A 16,034-nucleotide genomic window follows, 5' to 3' on the forward strand; every position below is an offset into this window, starting at 1 on the left:
ACTGCGCAAAGTCACAAACCGTGCTTAACTGAATACCAGCAATGTATACCTAGTGCACTATAACTAATTTCATGCTTTGCGAAATCATCATGAGAATCCCAATAGACGTCATATCAGTGACACCAGACTAACAGCTTCAAACAGAAACAAGCACTGCGACGCTGAGCGAAATTGTATTAGATAATGGTTTCTGATAGCAAAATCAGTTCATGCAATGAAACCTATATAGTAATGATTGCAACAGTCCGAGGGTGGCGTCGGCTGGCTGACGATTAATGATGGCATTATCGAGTTCGGTACTAGCCATAGACCACCCGGAATTACTCACCGCCAGTGTGACCAATATGGTGGCCTGATTGGTACGGCTATACCTGTGCTGCTTGGCCTGTGGGAAGTCGTTCGGAAAGACTTCAAATAAATGGTAGAGCAGGTGATAACAGGCCGGTCGAATGGGGTACGTCGAGTTACACCACGGTGATTGCCCTTAAAACGGATATTGGTTGGATAAAGAAAATCATTGAGCAGTTTGATGAGCGATTGAAAATAATAGAAAACAGATAAAGCCTGTCTATTTCTAAATAAAATGTTATACACTGCATAGACTTTAACCGATGGAGTTATGCAAATGATTAAGCCAGAAGAGTTTATTAAACAGAATGAAAGCACTATTGTTAAAATAGTAGATGCCTTTATAAGTCGACAAGAAGCTGTTATTGAGAATAATGGCTATGCCTATGAGGTGTTAACCATGACAAACTGTGCTGCGGGGCTACTTGATGAAATAGGCCTACGAGTACAAAATCACTTTGCAAAAAGCTTATGGGATGTGTCGTGTGAAATAGATAAGAGAAATCGGAAAATATCGTTTGAAATCACGCCTTCTAAAAAACCAATGGCTAGGCCAAAAACTAGCTACGGTTATTAAAATGACAGCGACTATATCTGAACTATTAATCGGTGCCAGTTGTGCATTGTTAGGTGCAATTATAGGTGCGTTTTTAGGCGCCTATTTCACCCGAATAGACAATAAAAAAAGAACAGAAAAAATGGAACATGCTTTTTATTATGAGTTTCAGCATACATCAGAAACTCTGATAAATTGGTTTCAGACATTAGTAGAGGAATATAATAATCCACTCAGAAATGAATACTCTGGACTACCAAATATAGATTTATCTTTAGTTGATGCTCTTGTTGTTGAGCTAGCGGCTACGGATAGGATGGTAACTACACCCAATCGACAGCTAATTTTACGTATGAAACCCAGTTTAACAAGTCTTCATAGCGCAGAAATTAAACGTGATGAGTTCATAAGTTCTTGGCTAACATCTGGTCATCTAATGGATAATGAGAAAAAAAGAGAATGTCGCAGAAAGATTAAGTATTTTACAGGGCGACTTTTGATTGATGTAACACAACTAATTTTCTATCTACAGAAGTTAGATGCCGAAAGAGAGCGCTTTGTATTTATGCAAGATGTTTCTAGGGTCGATATGGTTAGAGCATGTTGTATTACTACTGGTATGAACTATGACCATCACATGTGGATTCCCTTGTTGAAACAATATGGACTTGAACACGAGTAAAGTCCGCAATCGCGGGCTTTTTGCTATTTAAATTTTGTCGGGATCCACGGGGCGGCGGTCATGCGGCGACCACCCCGAAACGGCAACAAGTTTGGCTTGGCCGGGTAAATCTTGGGGTACTCAATGTGACCGTGTAACTCAATCAATTGTTGGTATTCATCGCGCCAGATGGCAAAGGACTCTAATTCTTTGGGATTGAATTCGCGGCCGGTCGGCGTTATGAGCACGCCACGCGGTTCGTCAATGCGAAAGCCTGGCCAGCGGTTGTCGTTGGGCAGATAACCCAGCGCTTTGATCAGCAGCTTTTCCGCCATGGGATTAATGACGACAGAGCCATTGGGTCAGCGTCGGTGACCGGTTGCTCAGCGCCAGCAAATGTTGATGAAGCACGTAAAGATAACTGGAGTGCGTATGAAATCCAAAGGGAAGCTTTGATAAGCTAACGTACATTGAATGTAACCAGGGTAAACCGGACAACTGTGCTAAGAAAGTCGCTGACGTCCCGCACCAAAGTTTAAGATGCTGTGGTGATCTTCTACGACAAACTCGGGCCCTTAACCGCGATGATGGCCATGCACTTAGCTTAACTCTGCGCAGCACTCGATAGACACTTCGGTCATCGTGTCGGTGTCAAAGCTGGCGCGTTAATGAATGAATGGGTTGAAACGATGAAAGAGCCAAATTTACTGGAGTCAAACTGCGTTCGAAAATCCCAGTCGATACCAAGTTCATTGGCTGGGTGATCTTATCAATGGCTTTGGACGGACTAATGCTGGCGGCGTACACCTCTTTAGATTAATTGCTCCAGTGCGCATTATGTCTGCTTATGTTGAATATGGTTGCATATGCGGTAACAAATACCCTTTCAGATAAGAAAGGGTTTTACGGTGCACTACAGAAAAATGAGTAAGAATTACATTTTTCGCAAGTTTGAATGCGGATTGAGCAAGGAAGAGACTGCAAAATTATGTTTTAAAACTGTGAGAACTGTCACGGGTTGGGATAATGGGCGGGACATACCGCCGGAATGTAGACGACTTATGAGAATGGTAAAAGGAAGAGAGCTTAGCCATATAGAGGCTTGGAAAGGTTTCAAAATAAATTATGAATTCCTAGAAGTACCTACAGGAGAGAGATTAACTCCTCAACAGATTCTGACTGGAGTAGCTTTACTGCAGATTCAATCTGAATTGGAGTTGAAAACCACAACAAAGCTACTAAGAATAGCTAGAAAGCTAGCAACGATAAAACACAAGAAAATTTAGAGGCCTGTTTCTTTGGTAGTGTTTAGAAATCTGTGTCATTTCAGTATGATATACAAAACAGGAATGACACATGAACAAAGACTTCGATCTAGAACAAGCTATTAAAGCCCTTCAGTCAGGCCAAGACCTGACAGGTAAAGATGGCTTCTTAACTCCGCTCATTAAACAAATCACAGAAGCTGCTTTGAAAGCAGAACTCGAACAGCACCTTGAAGGTGATGAGCAACCTAACCGTAAGAACGGCTCAAGCAAGAAAACGATTAAGTCTTCTGTCGGCACGTTTGAACTGGATACCCCACGCGACCGCTCTGGAACATTTGAACCCCAGTTAGTTAAGAAGAACCAGACTAAATTGACCGATGAGATCGACCGTAAGATCCTATCCATGTTCTCGCTCGGTATGAGCTACCGTGATATCCGTGGTCACGTCGAAGATATGTATGGCATTGAGGTCTCTGAGGCCACCATCACAGGTGTTACCGACCGTTTGATACCTGAACTGAAGGAGTGGCAGCAACGTCCGCTCGATGCGCTCTATCCGTTTGTCTGGCTCGATGCAATCCACTACAAAATTAAAGAAGACGGACGCTATGTCAGTAAAGCGATATACACAATCCTAGGGTTAAACATTGAAGGTAAAAAGGAACTTCTTGGGCTGTACCTATCAGAGTCAGAAGGGGCAAACTATTGGCTATCAGTGCTGACAGATTTGTATAACCGTGGCGTTGAAGATATCTTGATCGCCTGCGTAGATGGGCTAACAGGCTTCCCAGAAGCGATAGCAACCATCTATCCTGATACAGAAGTTCAGCAATGCATCATTCACCAAATCCGTAACTCTATGAAATATGTTGCCTCTAAGCATCAGAAGGCGTTTATGGCCGACTTGAAGCCAGTCTATCGGGCTGTGAGTAAAGAAGCGGCCGAGATGGAGTTGGATAGTTTGGAAGCCAAATGGGGACAGCAATACCCAATAGTGATTCGTTCCTGGCGGAACAAATGGGCAAATTTATCGGTTTACTTCAAATATCCAGAATACGTCCGAAAGGCTATTTACACGACAAATGCTATTGAAGCCGTACATCGCCAATTCCGCAAACTGACCAAAACTAAGGGAGGGTTCCCAAATGAAAATAGCTTGCTCAAGCTACTGTATGCTGGGATATTGAATGCTTCTAAGAAATGGACAATGCCAATACAGAATTGGAATATGACATTGTCTCAACTGGCGATTCATTTTGAAGGTCGCTTGGATGACGTCTTAGATATTTAGCCAAAATTAGCTGACACAGAATTCTGAACGCCCTCGTTTCTTTTCTGAACTCTTCAATAAGTTTCAAAAGTTCTTGTGTAGAGTGCGTTATATTATGGTTACAATCAAGAGCTGCGCCATGTATATCTGGGAATAGAACTCGTGTAAGAATGTTCATGTTTTTAAAGTCATTCATAGCCTCATCTCTAGATTTTTCCGGAATGTTAATCTTTACAAAATGAGCATTTATGTCTTGAGCTCCAAGCCATGCCTCTAACGACACTCCAGTTTTTATCTTTAAAAACAAACCAGATTGGGATTTGACTCTATGATTTTCATCTAGTAACGAATCAATAACCTCAAACTCTAGATCTCGGGGTGGTTTAATACCTTTATTATTAAGGTTTTCTAAATCCACCCTATCTTTATGTCTTGTAAATACATCTGACGAATTCATTAAATAGACAGTCCTAAACCCAGTACTCGATGGAGTGCGATCGTGAAAAGCAAAGTACGCAGCGATATATGGTGAGTAGGTCCAATCAGTAAAAGGCGTAGCAAGTCCATAATGCTGACCCAACTCCCAAAGCTCGTTGTTATTTAAATCTTTGGGGTTTGTGCCCCTTAAACCAACAAGGTTTTTCTTAAATCGGCTTAATTGATACTCTTCGAAATATTCTGTTTTAAAAGGAACTGAGTTATCTCGTGTTAGCCTGGTTAAAGTTGATTCTACAACCCATGATGAGTCCCTTTGTCCCCTAAAGATTAGATCATCGGTATAACTAACATTTTCTGATATATAATCCCTAAACGCAGACCAACTATTGACGTTAACTTCTAATACCATTTATTTACAATCCTATCAGCCACCTAAATCTGAATCAGTCATTATGCACAAAGGTGAAAATAAGAAAACAAATTTAGGTATCTGCGGGAACACTTTCATAAAATATTATTGAACGATGTGTAAAGATAGTTGAAGTGACTCGCAAACAAAACTTCATACGGTTTTAACTTTGACTATTTCTCGTAGAATCCTTTTTGTGCCTTGAGCACATATAAAAAGAAAGTAGCCACATAGGTAGCTTCGTGTTTGATGACAGGAAAAGATACCGCCCCTCGGGGCGGTTTTCTTTTGCCTGGAGTTCAGCAACCGTAAGAGGTTACGTGGAATTTACCCCCGTAATACAGAACGGGGGTTGGCTCCGCAGCTCCTCCTCCTCAGTCCTCGTCGTCGTCCGCTGCACCGCCAACACCAAACACCCATCGCTATTTGTTCAGAGAAAGAAGCAGAGCAGTGTCTGCGCTGGCCGTCAGCAATGGCTTGGCAGGAGGGAGGCTGTTTCTGTTTTCCCTGGACAAAGCAAAGCCCACCGAAGTGGGCTTGTCTCGCGCCGTTGGCAGCTTCTGATTGATTGACTCCGGAGCGGGGCGCTTATCCCTTCGCTGCAGCTCAGGGCATGTTATTCGGTTTTGAGGGCATCAAAGGCACTGACGAACCCGTCAACTCTGTTACGCAGGCTTCTGAGTTCATCTCTTAGCCTTTCGTTCTCGCTTCGCTCTCTTTGGTAGAGGTCGTGATACTGCAATGCCAGGTAACCACCTTTGATTAGGCTCTTTGACATGGTCGGGATGCGGGTCAGCTCTTTTAGGTCTGACAGCATTTTGTCGTGCTGCTCGGTATCTCTAATCGTTATCGCCATCATTTGTCCTTTCTGCAGAAATTACCTGGTCAAAATATGATAGCAATTTAACTCGATTATTCCAGGAAAAATCGCGTTTGTGATTGCACAATTCGACCTGGAACACCATCGCCGGCTTGAATAATGATAGCACTGAAAGGAAAGGCGCTTTGCGCCAGTGTCGCGCACTAAGGCGCGAGATACCAACGGTTAAAACACCGAGTTGAGCTGGATATCGGCTCGTTGTGGTGCTGCTTGCTGTGCGTCCGCTCTTGGCTTGCAGAACACATTCAGATGCACGGCCTGCTTGGTCAGCTTCAACAGACAATCGTCATAGTGCACATACGCGATGTCGTTCGCTCTCAGGAACGTATCATCGAACCGATAAACACCCTCCGGCGTTTTCGCTTCCAGCGTGACCATGAACTTGAAACCACTATTAGTCTTTTGGGTCGTATGGCCGGTGTAGTAAAGGGTCTGTATTTCGTACAGACCCAACATTTGCCGCATCAGTTCAACCCGACCTGCTGCAAGAGAAACTGAATCACGGGAACCGCCGTCAGCCGAATCACCAGACCGACCATCAGGTAAAACGCCATGACTCTCAGGAAGCTTTTTACCCACCCCATTGGCCGGTGAAGAAACCGCAGATTGAGTTTGTGACGTTGTCGCGTTTTGTACTTCCTCAGAAGCACCAAAAACCAAACCGGATACACCATAAAGAAAATACCCCATGCACCCAATACCCGCCGCGAATGCGCCCAGGAACTTGGGATTTTTGAACAGAACATTCACCGCACCGGAGCCTTGCGCTTTACCGGTTGCCGTGGACTTATAAAGTAGAAAAGCCTCAAGCGGGATTTTCACTTTCATCACGTTTGGATCTTTGCCCTTGGGTATCATCGGCGTGGCCGTGTTCTTCGCATGCTTGTACACGAATGGCCGCCGCCGCGCCCAGAACATGCCGTCATTCGCCTTATGGAAAAAGCACTGTTCAGCACAGGCGCGAATCGCGGTATCAATCTGACCCCAGTCCGGAGACAGCAGCTCAATATCCCAGTTGTATTTGCGGTGCCGCATGAATCCCTCGTTAAAGGAAAACGGGTAGATGATGCGGCCTTGCGCATCATATTCGGCCTGTCCGCGGTCGTCCACTTCGGACGCATCGAGCTGGGTCATGTCGACCGGTACATATCGCGAGTAAAAGAAATTGTCATAGTCCTTGGGCAGATACGGGAGGAAATCCGACAGGGGACGCGCCATGACTTTATCCATACGAAAGCCGATGTTCTTCGAGAAAATATCCTGGCATTCGTCTATGACAATGAGCGCCCCAATCGGACACCAACAAAAGAAGTGCTGCCACAGGTCAACGCCGTTTTTGTCACGGCTGAAAATACGAATCAGGCGGGTCGTGCTGGGAAACTTAATGTCCAGACGCCGTTCGATTTCTTCCAGTGGTTGCATGCCCTCGATGTTGGTGACGACAACGCGACCCGCTTTCAATGCTTCCAGGATAACGAAGTGCGCCACATAAGAAGATTTGTAAGCACCGTTTGCGCCGGTGCGAATCGTAATGGCCATAATGATTACCTCAGCATTTTCATAACAAAGCCAGTGGCCAGAAAGTTGAAATAGACACTGATTGCGCGAGGCAGACCAAACGCATGCGCGTAGTAACGCATTTCATCGGGAAGCGCATTAAACGCCGAAGCGATGGCCTGAGTAAAACCGATATCGTCCAGGAGCATTTGCGCCGTCGCGTAATACACCTGGAGCGACCAAATCAGACCGACCAATTTCAGTTTGATGTACCACACGTTAATGTACGCGACCAGCTGCTGAAAGTAAGTCGGGATGAAGTCAAAGAAATCGACAATGGTCTGGCCGAAATCGCCCAGGGAAGAAATGAGATCAACAAGAAATTGCATGGTGCCTCCTTAATCCGTTAAGGCACGAATACCAGCCATCACCGCAATAAAAAGCAAGATAGCCGCTATCAGGTTAGCGTTAGAGAGCAGAGCAGGGAACACGCCCGAACTGAAATTGACGGTTTCGCCAGTCATGAAGTGGAACTGCCATTTATGCTCAACGTATTCACCTGGATTGAGCTCGCTGGCGTCAAAGCTAAACAGGGATTTGAACTGGCCCATTTGCTTCTGGTACTGATCTTCTAAGGTTTCAATTTCGGCCTGCAACTCTTCAATGGCCCCCTCTGAGTACAGAGAGTTACTTTCGAAATCGACTTTCCCCTCAAACGACCGGCCAGACAGGCCGTCACCGTCTAACGTGGACTGGATACCATCGAGGCGGGACTCAACGCCGGACATATCAATATCTTCGCCGGTTCCTTCGCCCATTTGGGAAGCGAGTGCATCGACATTAGAGGACAACGCATTAATAGCCGCAGAGTTTTGCTCAAGATAGGATAAGATTTCCCCGTTGCCCATTCTGGTTGTGTTGGTGAGTTCATTTAAGTAACCGTTGGTTTGATCAATTCGGCCATTGACGCCACCAAACTGACCCAACAGGCCGGAAGTGTTATTCATCAATGCAGGGAAATAGTAGTTAGCCATGCCATAGAGGCTGGCGACCTGACCGGTATCACCTTTGACGGCCTGCAGATTGCCGGACAACGCACTGACCGCAGAGTTGAGCGAATTAAGCGCCGTGGCATTTGCATTATTCCCATCTTCAACAAGATCCTGAGTACGATAAATCATCTGCGGAATCTCGTGTTCCAAAGACTCACGAATGAAAGGCATTCCCTCACGGCTCATGTATCCGGCATATTGCCAAATGTTCTTTAAGTAAGCGGTGATAGCAGGGTTAACGGATACCTCACCACTACAGGTCAGCAAACCGGGATTGCAGCGCATGTTTATGCGATTTTGGATTTCGGTTGTATCGTTGTCTGAATCATCGGGTTCCCCATCTTGACCGTCTTCGCCGTCCTCACCAGTGCCTTCACCAGAACCCCCATCTGAACCGTCATCGGTACCAGAGTCGCCACCGTCAGAACCACCATCCGATCCACCGCCTCCGGGTTCATCGGGTTCAACGGCAACATCACCACCCGGCCACATCATATTGCCGCCTTGACCTTCACTCTCTGTGCAACGGCCACCCGTAGACACGAAAGAGCCGTAACAGTCATAACTGCCGTCATTTGAACAAATAGACGAATAGTCGAGTCGATAACGACAGTTGCCTGAATTCCCCAAACAAAGATAAGGTGCATCGCCATATATTCGTTGGTCCCAGGTCTGAATACCTGTAGTAACACCAATCGGACAAGTGTTTTCCTCCGAACTGGCAAAGGCCGCCGAGGAAAGGAACGCGGTCAGGAAGAAAAGGAGAGTTAAAGAGGAATTAATCGCAGTTCGCATACGCCGCCCCAGAGCAAAACGCCCCCGTTAGGAGGCGTTGATTCCAGTGTAAAAGCCGTAAATAAACGCGCCACCATTCGCCAGAGCGATAAGGATAGTGGTCACGTTAGAGACCAGCTCAAACATGGCTTAACGCATCGCGCCCATGATAGCGCGCAGACCAAAGCCAATGGCCGCCAGACCAATCAGGCCAACAACCACAATGCCGTAGTTGCCTTGACCGTTAGATACCGCTTGGTTCAGCGTTTCTTCAACGTTGGCGTTGGCCGCTGCAGAGGCCAGCAAAGTACCGGCAACAGTACCGATTTGGACAGAGCGTTTTTTCAAAGTGTTGGTAAGTTTCATGGGAGTATCTCCGTTGTTAGTGAACATTATGATTAGCCTCGACCGAGGCCTTTAACGATTCGACCCAAAATGTGGCCGCCGACCAGGGACAACAGCAGATACCCCGTGACCGATGAATACAATTCGGAATCGATACTTAACGAACCGGTTGTGCTGTCTTGCAAGGTTTGCAGTTCAACCGGCGTTAACACCACGTAATCGCAGCCACTGGATGTGGTCATCAGGTAGCCGTTGTAGTCGATTACGCACTTGCTCATGACAGCCCCTTATTTCTTGAGCTGTTCAGCAAAGTATTTCTTTGCATCTTCATCGACTGGCACAATCTCAGCGACAACCACATCAAGTGGATCATCCGGATTGCTGCCAAAGCGAATGTCATATTCGCGGTTAGGCAAAAACGCCCGTGAACTCACCAGTTTCTGTGCGTATTCCAGATTCACGCGCAGCGCCTGTTTGTTGTAAGGAATGTCCGTATTAAACCCCAGACCGTATTGCTCGAACTTCTCAGCATTGACTGTTTCAACCGGACGTAACACGCACAGTTCAGCGATTTTGGTGCCCGATTTCGGGAAGGTTTTTATTGCGATGCCTGTAATGGTTGCCATTGCCTTAACTCCGTTATGGTGTGTTTCAGATGTGAATAAGAGTCCGGAACGCCGTATTCATCAAAGGTGGCGCGCCGATGTTTTTCAGGAATGAGCATGCCAAATGCTTCACCCAAATCACCCTCAGTCATGGCGATAATCTCAGCCAGAGCCACGCCACATTGACGACGAACCCAGGCAATACGTGAGAAAAATTCCAGACCTTGTGCTTTCTTGTTTTTACTGAACTTGACCGGCGCAGCTGGCTCAATCGAGGCCGCAAAATCACACAGACCAGCAAACGAAGAGGCAGGCGAGGCGAGGTAATCCACATCGCACTTTTTCAGCTCCACTTCATTGCGGTACCAGACCAGCTCAGGGTCTGTGATTTTCTGCTCCAGCTTTTTGTTGTAGACGCGCCAGTAAACGGTCGAAGAGCGTGAGCCAACCAGTGTGGCTTCCTCCATCAGTTCGCCGCTTTCAGTAATGCGTTTATGAGGAACCATTGACGGCCCACGACCGCGATTAGCGGTGCGGAATGCGCCCTCATAAAAGCACTTTTCAGCATATTTCGCGTCAAAGTTGCCGGTGTAATCGTCAACGGCCAAATCAAGACGGGCGAGGCGAGTCACACCTAAAATGGTGGCTAACCACCAATGCAGTTTGGTGTGTGAGATACGCTCAAACAGACGTGTGCAGCCAGTACCGTTAATCTGAACAAACACGGTATCAAGGTTGCCGCCGATGCCGACCAGACCACACTCAACTGTGCCGGTCATGTCCAGAATGACCATCGAATCGTTGTAACCATGCAGGCCGCGACCGCGCATTGGTGATAGACGAAAGCCCATCACTTTCTGCATGAACTCCTCAAAGCGATGTGACAGAACCTTGCGCACCTTGTTTTTGTACTGAGTGATGGCGTTATCCAGTTGCTCAGGCGTAGACAAGGCCGGCTCCCGATATTCAGGAAACTGCAGGTTGATGAAGTCCTGGTCATTGGAACGATCCAAGTGTTTCAAGTCCGAATACGCGAACGTAAACGCCAGGTGGTCAACCTTGACCGGACGCACTTGATCATGAAATGGGTTCAGTGGCTTTTTAGATGGCATGAAAAACTCCTTTGAGCAGCAGCTCCTGGTAGTTTTCATCGGTGATTTCGACCATCTGATAAGGGTCACTGCAGTAGTGAGTTGACAGGTACAAGTCGAACTCAAACTGAGATTTGAAGAAACGGTGACCCCAAGGGAAATAGGCATTGATGCCTATGTTGGGTTCGTTGTCGAAGTAGATGGTATCCATATCAGTGACCATCCACAGTGCGAGATTCAGAAGACGTCACGCCGTAACGTTCGAGTAGAGTCAGGAAGAAGCGACCAAGTATGCAGCCGATAAAACAGAACAGCGACACATACAGTGCCAGGAACAAAGCGAGATCCTGAACGTTCTGGGCAGTAAGCAAAATTGAGTTGTTCGCCATAACCAAACACCTTAACCAGTTGGGTGGCCACCAAGGCGTCGGGTTAAGGCCGAGCTGCCAAGGTGACCGAATTCGATTTATCGGAACTTTAAATTCGATTAATCGAATGTGCAAGATGCGAAAAATCGGAACTTTAACGCTAGAATTGAAAAAAACTGGAGGTGGCCATGTACGCAAATGAACTGTTAGACGCCTATAAAGAGGCTCAAAACTACGTACAAGACAAACAGATTGCCCATGATTTGAATGTTCAAGCGAACAAGATTAGTAAAATGCGCAATGGCATTCGCTATATCACTGATGAGGAAGCAATTTTTCTTGCTAAAGGCGCAGGAATCGACCCAGAAGTGGCGTTACTAGGTTGTCACGCTGACCGCAACGATAATCCAACCATTAAAGCGATGTGGAACAACATTGCAAAAAAGTATAACGGGCTGGGATTACAAGGATTATCAATGGCTTGCGGTAGCTTGGCTTTATACGCGGCAGACGCGAATGCAGGATTAGAGCAACTACTCCAGTGCGCATTATGTACGTTATGTTAAATTATATTCGCTATTAAGAAGAGTACCTGTCTGAGGTACTCTTCTCTCTTTTCTGGTGGAAAGCTTTGTGCGGTTTACGGCATGGTTTATTGAACATAACTGTATTTACCATAAAATAGCTAATAACTACTTTGCTATCTGCCGATATCAACCTGGTTATTAGCCGATTAACCGCCGGCTAATTTGACCTTAAAACCTTTCTTTTCCAGCAGCGCTTTAATTTTGTCGCGCATGTCGCCTTGGATCTCGATGTCGCCATCTTTTACTGAACCACCGCAACCGCAGACTTTCTTAAGTTCCGCTGCCAAAAGTTTGAGTGGCGCGTCTTCCAGGTCCAGACCTTTGACGATGCAAACGCCTTTGCCTTTACGGCCTTTGGTTTCTTTGTGAATACGAACGATACCATCACCTTTAGGACGTTCGGTTTTCTCTGGTTCCTGTTGAATTCGGCCGACTTCTGTCGAATATACAAGTGTCATAACAATCTACTACTTCTTTTGTTGGGCTTCAGCGCGCTGTCTAGCGAGTAAGTATGCCTCGATATGCTTTTGAATGGCAACTTTTGAGCCTTTAATTAAGCGTCCATTGAAAAAACAATACCAACCATTCGCTTCACCAGTGTCGTTCTTCAGAGCAAATCCGTTAAAGTTCTCCTGAATTCCGGCAGCAGCTTCCCGTTTACGTCCAACCGAATCGAACTCTTTCGGGTCGATGATCGAAGCGGTTTCACACCACCAGTCGATGCTCTTTTTTACCGCGGCTAAGTTACCAGTTAAAAGATGGTTCTTAATCTTAACTTGCCATATTTCCGTAGAATTGTTCGCAGATTGGAGGTTAAACCCTCGATAAGTCGCTATTGGCATAAGCATCTGTTTCTTTTGGTTACGGTTAATTAAATAATAATTGTATATTTCGTGTTAGCAAGTATATTTATTGGTAAACAAGTTAGTTATAGTGCGTGAGAATGAAAAAAAATCTAACTGTGATCACAGATCAAGCCATTGTAAAACAGAAGGTTACTGAATTCGGTCGTCTAGTCACTCGTGACCAACTGAATGAGCTGACTCAGCACCAGTACAGTGCAAACTCGTTACTGGCATTCACGAAAGATTGGAATATCTTCCTGGAATTCTGCATTTCTCGTTCGGTACGCCCTATTCCTGCTTCTGCGACGGCTGTTCGTCAATTCCTTGAGTTTGAGGCTCGTTCCAGAAAATACAGCACGATAAAGCGTTACGCGGTCACAATAAGCCTGATTCATACCTTGCTTAATCAGAAGGATCCGACAGCGACCAGCCAGGTAAAAACGACACTCACCTCATTACGACTTGAGAAACATGGTGACGATACTCAGGCAGCCAGCTTTGATCAACATCACCTGGATGACCTGTTTGAACTGCTCAATGATAATCCGGCGACCCGAGTTATCCGCGATTTGGCCATTTATCACGTTATGTTTGAGTGCGCATTGAAGCGGTCGGAGTTGAAAAAACTCAGCTTTGAGCAATTGGTTTGCCTGAGTGAAGACAGCGATGATTATGCGATTCAGTTTGGTGAAACGACCTATGCTTTATCGTCGCAGGCCAAAGTGACGCTATCACGTTGGGTGGCATTACTGCCCCAGCAACAAGGTGTGTTATTCCGTGCTATCGATCGCCACGGCAATATCTCCGCTGGAGCTTTGGATGACTCATCTATCTTCAGAATTCTGAGAAATGCTGGCGAATATCTGCAGCAGCCTGAGTTGAAATTCTCCGGCCATTCGGCGCGAATTGGTGCTGCACGTCAGTTGGCAAAACAAGGGTATAAAGCGAGGGATATTCAGGAATTCGGACGCTGGCTCAGTGCCGCGATGCCTTACCAGTACATAGGGAGTAAGAACACCGCGGAACAAGAAAAGCTGAAATTTGTCAGCTTTAAGCCGCTGGATTGATTACGCTTTTGCGCTCAGTGATGAGCGTACGCAATCGGCCAGGAATTCTGAAAATTTGTGGCCGTTATGTTCCAGCATTTTCGGGAACATAGAGATTGGTGTCATGCCCGGGAAGGTATTCACTTCGTTCAGGTACACGTTACCTTCCGGTGTCAGGAAGAAATCAATCCGAGACAAATGACGCAGCTTCATGTGGGTAAACACCTTACGCGCGACATCCTGAATCAGTTGTTGCTGATCATCGCTTAGATTTTGTGCTTCAACTTCAGTTCTCGAGTGGCTTGAAGCACTGTATTTTTCTTCATAGGTGTAGAACACATCTTCCGGAGCAATAATTTCACCAGGCTTGGTGATAAACAGTTCACCGTTCAGCTCATACGCGGCCACTTCCAGTTCGCGTGGTTTAACGGCTTTTTCAACCAATACCTGTTCAGAAAACTTAAATGCATTCTGGATAGCATCAGCAACTTCATGCTCTTTAGTGACCTTATAACAACCTACTGAAGAGCCCTGGCGTGCAGCCTTGATAAACAGACTTCCCCACTGACGAAAGGCCGCTAATGTATCCTGATACGCCTGCTCACTGTTTTCAGACAAGAAAAGATAAGGCGTGTTCGGAATGTTTAACGCGTCATACCAGAGTTTGGAGGTGATCTTATTGAAGCTGTTAGAACTCGCTTCCGGACCACAGCCAAGGTAAGGAATTCCGGCCAGTTCGAACATCGACTGAATATCGCCGGTCTCGCCCGGATAGCCGTGAATACAAGGAACCACAAAGTCGATCTTCACTGACAGCGCTTCACCGTTCAGTGTCGCCGAATTGGTATCCAGATAAACAATCTCACCGGCGTCGGTAAACCAGCCGTCTTGTTTCATTTCGACGCGAATAACATCGAAATCTGCAGTCAAAGCTAATTGCTGCTGAAGGTAGTTTGCAGAAACAAGTGACACTTCATGTTCAGAAGAGCCACCGCCACACAACAGTAAGATAGTGTTTTTTGTCATTGAAATCTTTCCGTGACATCAGGAATTATTAGCTGGCTATGATAATCAATTCGCGCTCAACTTACACCGTTCCTGCGAATTTCTCACACAATCATGGTTTAAATGGTCATAGAACAAACAATAAAGGGGCTTCCTGCCCCTTTAATCATGACTCGTCAGAGTTAGTTCAGTTTATTCAGCGTCGGGAACTGTGAATTTTTAATCGTATCGATGCTCTTCACGAACGGTTTAAGGGACTTAAATTCGCCCGGCAAAGTTGCGATTGCGGCCTCCGCTTCTTTACGAGTGGCGTAATCACCAAATAGCACGGTATACCATTTGGTGCCGTTTACGACTTTGTAGTTTTCCCAGATAGGCTGGCCGTTGCCAGGCAGTTTATTCGCAAACTCGTCGACTTTATTCTGAGTGCCAACCGCTACCACTTGAATGGTGAACCCGTAACGCGGGTTCATCGCCACCTGTTTCGCAGATGGGGGTGTGATAGAAACCGTTGGTTTTTGCTGAGCAGCAGGTTTTGTCTGAACTGTGTTGGTTGGCGCGGCAACCGGAGCCGTTCTGACAACATTCATTTCAACATTTTGCTCTGTCACGCCTTGTGCGGTGCCCTGTGCAGACACAACAGGCTGAGAAACCGGTGCGGCAGCGTACTCTTCAGTATGACTTTCGGTCGTTACGTCTGTAATGTAGCTCCCCGATGAACATGCACCGAGTAGCGCTGACAGGCCGACTATTGCAATTTTTTTCATGGAATCTTAAACACTCTGAGTAGAAAGTAATTAAATCATGCCGATAGCAGCGCTCAGAATCAAGCGCAGCAGTAGAATTATCATCGATATCCTGTGATTTATGACACAAAGTCGCATCACCTGCATGCTGTCAGGATCACAACCAGATTAAATACAGTAACAGAGGTATAGGTTATTGGTTAAGATATATCCACGTCATCTGTGCGCGTGTGAGCCTAATTC

Annotated in this window: 22 protein-coding genes and 1 pseudogene; 7 read left to right on the plus strand and 16 right to left on the minus strand. The window is 46.1% G+C overall.

From position 1 onward, the window contains the following. Positions 1-235 precede the first annotated feature (235 nt). The 3 genes from J0X00_RS04645 (at position 236) to J0X00_RS04655 (ending at position 1,586) form a co-directional block, all read left to right on the plus strand. The gene (locus J0X00_RS04645) at positions 236-418 is read left to right on the plus strand and encodes a hypothetical protein (protein ID WP_282477019.1); all 183 of its coding nucleotides are present in this window, start codon (positions 236-238) and stop codon (positions 416-418) included. A gap of 207 nt (positions 419-625) precedes the next feature. Then, positions 626-925 (plus strand): hypothetical protein, encoded by a 300-nt coding sequence (locus tag J0X00_RS04650; protein WP_282476455.1) that lies wholly within the window; start codon positions 626-628, stop codon positions 923-925. 1 nt (position 926) lies between these two features. Then, the gene (locus J0X00_RS04655) at positions 927-1,586 is read left to right on the plus strand and encodes a hypothetical protein (RefSeq protein WP_282476456.1); all 660 of its coding nucleotides are present in this window, start codon (positions 927-929) and stop codon (positions 1,584-1,586) included. A 23-nt stretch (positions 1,587-1,609) separates the two neighbouring features. On the opposite strand, the pseudogene J0X00_RS04660 reads toward J0X00_RS04655, so the two are convergent. Next, positions 1,610-1,924: pseudogene (locus J0X00_RS04660) on the minus strand (phage protein); the annotation flags it as partial. Positions 1,925-2,473: 549 nt separating this feature from the next. Here J0X00_RS04660 and J0X00_RS04665 point away from each other — a divergent pair. Both J0X00_RS04665 and J0X00_RS04670 read left to right on the plus strand, forming a co-directional pair. Beyond that, positions 2,474-2,851: a regulator gene (locus J0X00_RS04665; RefSeq protein ID WP_282476457.1), complete on the plus strand. Its 378-nt coding sequence runs from the start codon at positions 2,474-2,476 to the stop codon at positions 2,849-2,851. Between the two features lie 70 nt (positions 2,852-2,921). After that, positions 2,922-4,124 carry an IS256 family transposase gene (locus J0X00_RS04670; RefSeq protein ID WP_282476458.1) on the plus strand — a complete coding sequence of 401 codons (1,203 nt, stop codon included), beginning with the start codon at positions 2,922-2,924 and terminating at the stop codon, positions 4,122-4,124. On the opposite strand, the gene J0X00_RS04675 is transcribed toward J0X00_RS04670, so the two are convergent. The 11 genes from J0X00_RS04675 to J0X00_RS04725 all read right to left on the minus strand — a co-directional run bounded on the left by J0X00_RS04675 (position 4,027) and on the right by J0X00_RS04725 (position 11,583). Beyond that, a complete protein-coding gene (locus tag J0X00_RS04675) occupies positions 4,027-4,950 on the minus strand; it encodes an FRG domain-containing protein (RefSeq protein WP_282476459.1) in 924 nt (307 codons plus the stop codon). The two genes, J0X00_RS04670 and J0X00_RS04675, sit on opposite strands and share 98 nt — an antisense overlap. A 616-nt stretch (positions 4,951-5,566) precedes the next feature. Beyond that, positions 5,567-5,809, minus strand: coding sequence for a hypothetical protein (locus tag J0X00_RS04680; protein ID WP_348984816.1), 243 nt, complete (start codon positions 5,807-5,809; stop codon positions 5,567-5,569). A gap of 186 nt (positions 5,810-5,995) precedes the next feature. Continuing rightward, entirely contained in the window at positions 5,996-7,369 is a 1,374-nt protein-coding gene (locus tag J0X00_RS04685) for a zonular occludens toxin domain-containing protein (RefSeq protein ID WP_282476460.1), read from the minus strand. A 5-nt stretch (positions 7,370-7,374) separates the two neighbouring features. Then, a complete protein-coding gene (locus J0X00_RS04690; RefSeq protein ID WP_282476461.1) occupies positions 7,375-7,716 on the minus strand; it encodes a DUF2523 family protein in 342 nt (113 codons plus the stop codon). 9 nt (positions 7,717-7,725) lie between these two features. Next, complete coding sequence (locus J0X00_RS04695) at positions 7,726-9,174, minus strand: hypothetical protein (RefSeq protein ID WP_282476462.1); 1,449 nt, start codon at positions 9,172-9,174, stop codon at positions 7,726-7,728. A gap of 129 nt (positions 9,175-9,303) precedes the next feature. Beyond that, positions 9,304-9,519, minus strand: coding sequence for a hypothetical protein (locus J0X00_RS04700; RefSeq protein ID WP_282476463.1), 216 nt, complete (start codon positions 9,517-9,519; stop codon positions 9,304-9,306). A gap of 32 nt (positions 9,520-9,551) precedes the next feature. After that, complete coding sequence (locus tag J0X00_RS04705) at positions 9,552-9,776, minus strand: hypothetical protein (protein WP_282476464.1); 225 nt, start codon at positions 9,774-9,776, stop codon at positions 9,552-9,554. Between the two features lie 9 nt (positions 9,777-9,785). Beyond that, complete coding sequence (locus J0X00_RS04710) at positions 9,786-10,124, minus strand: DUF1293 domain-containing protein (protein ID WP_282476465.1); 339 nt, start codon at positions 10,122-10,124, stop codon at positions 9,786-9,788. Continuing rightward, positions 10,097-11,215, minus strand: coding sequence for a replication initiation factor domain-containing protein (locus J0X00_RS04715; RefSeq protein WP_282476466.1), 1,119 nt, complete (start codon positions 11,213-11,215; stop codon positions 10,097-10,099). The genes J0X00_RS04710 and J0X00_RS04715 overlap by 28 nt, the downstream gene beginning before the upstream one ends. Beyond that, positions 11,205-11,405, minus strand: a complete 201-nt coding sequence (locus J0X00_RS04720) for a hypothetical protein (protein WP_282476467.1) — start codon at positions 11,403-11,405, stop codon at positions 11,205-11,207. Before J0X00_RS04720 ends, J0X00_RS04715 begins: the two co-directional genes overlap by 11 nt. 1 nt (position 11,406) lies before the next feature. Further along, a complete protein-coding gene (locus J0X00_RS04725; RefSeq protein WP_282476468.1) occupies positions 11,407-11,583 on the minus strand; it encodes a hypothetical protein in 177 nt (58 codons plus the stop codon). A gap of 167 nt (positions 11,584-11,750) precedes the next feature. Here J0X00_RS04725 and J0X00_RS04730 point away from each other — a divergent pair, with 167 nt between their 5' ends. After that, complete coding sequence (locus tag J0X00_RS04730; RefSeq protein ID WP_282476469.1) at positions 11,751-12,128, plus strand: DUF3693 domain-containing protein; 378 nt, start codon at positions 11,751-11,753, stop codon at positions 12,126-12,128. A 167-nt stretch (positions 12,129-12,295) separates the two neighbouring features. Here J0X00_RS04730 and yciH read toward each other — a convergent pair whose 3' ends face one another. Next, positions 12,296-12,607 (minus strand): stress response translation initiation inhibitor YciH, encoded by a 312-nt coding sequence (gene yciH / locus J0X00_RS04735; protein ID WP_136485767.1) that lies wholly within the window; start codon positions 12,605-12,607, stop codon positions 12,296-12,298. A 9-nt stretch (positions 12,608-12,616) separates the two neighbouring features. Next, on the minus strand, positions 12,617-12,991 hold the full coding sequence (locus J0X00_RS04740) for a DUF3319 domain-containing protein (protein WP_218561932.1): 375 nt from the start codon (positions 12,989-12,991) through the stop codon (positions 12,617-12,619). A gap of 101 nt (positions 12,992-13,092) precedes the next feature. Between J0X00_RS04740 and J0X00_RS04745 the strand changes: the two genes are divergently transcribed. After that, complete coding sequence (locus tag J0X00_RS04745) at positions 13,093-14,061, plus strand: tyrosine-type recombinase/integrase (protein ID WP_282476470.1); 969 nt, start codon at positions 13,093-13,095, stop codon at positions 14,059-14,061. Here J0X00_RS04745 and J0X00_RS04750 read toward each other — a convergent pair whose 3' ends face one another. After that, positions 14,062-15,066: a D-alanine--D-alanine ligase gene (locus J0X00_RS04750; protein ID WP_136485761.1), complete on the minus strand. Its 1,005-nt coding sequence runs from the start codon at positions 15,064-15,066 to the stop codon at positions 14,062-14,064. It abuts the gene before it with no gap. Between the two features lie 161 nt (positions 15,067-15,227). Continuing rightward, positions 15,228-15,812, minus strand: coding sequence for an SPOR domain-containing protein (locus J0X00_RS04755; protein WP_282476471.1), 585 nt, complete (start codon positions 15,810-15,812; stop codon positions 15,228-15,230). Positions 15,813-16,034 lie beyond the last annotated feature (222 nt).

Origin of the sequence: Vibrio sp. ABG19 (genome assembly GCF_029962385.1) — a bacterium.
GTDB lineage: Bacteria > Pseudomonadota > Gammaproteobacteria > Enterobacterales > Vibrionaceae > Vibrio > Vibrio ostreae.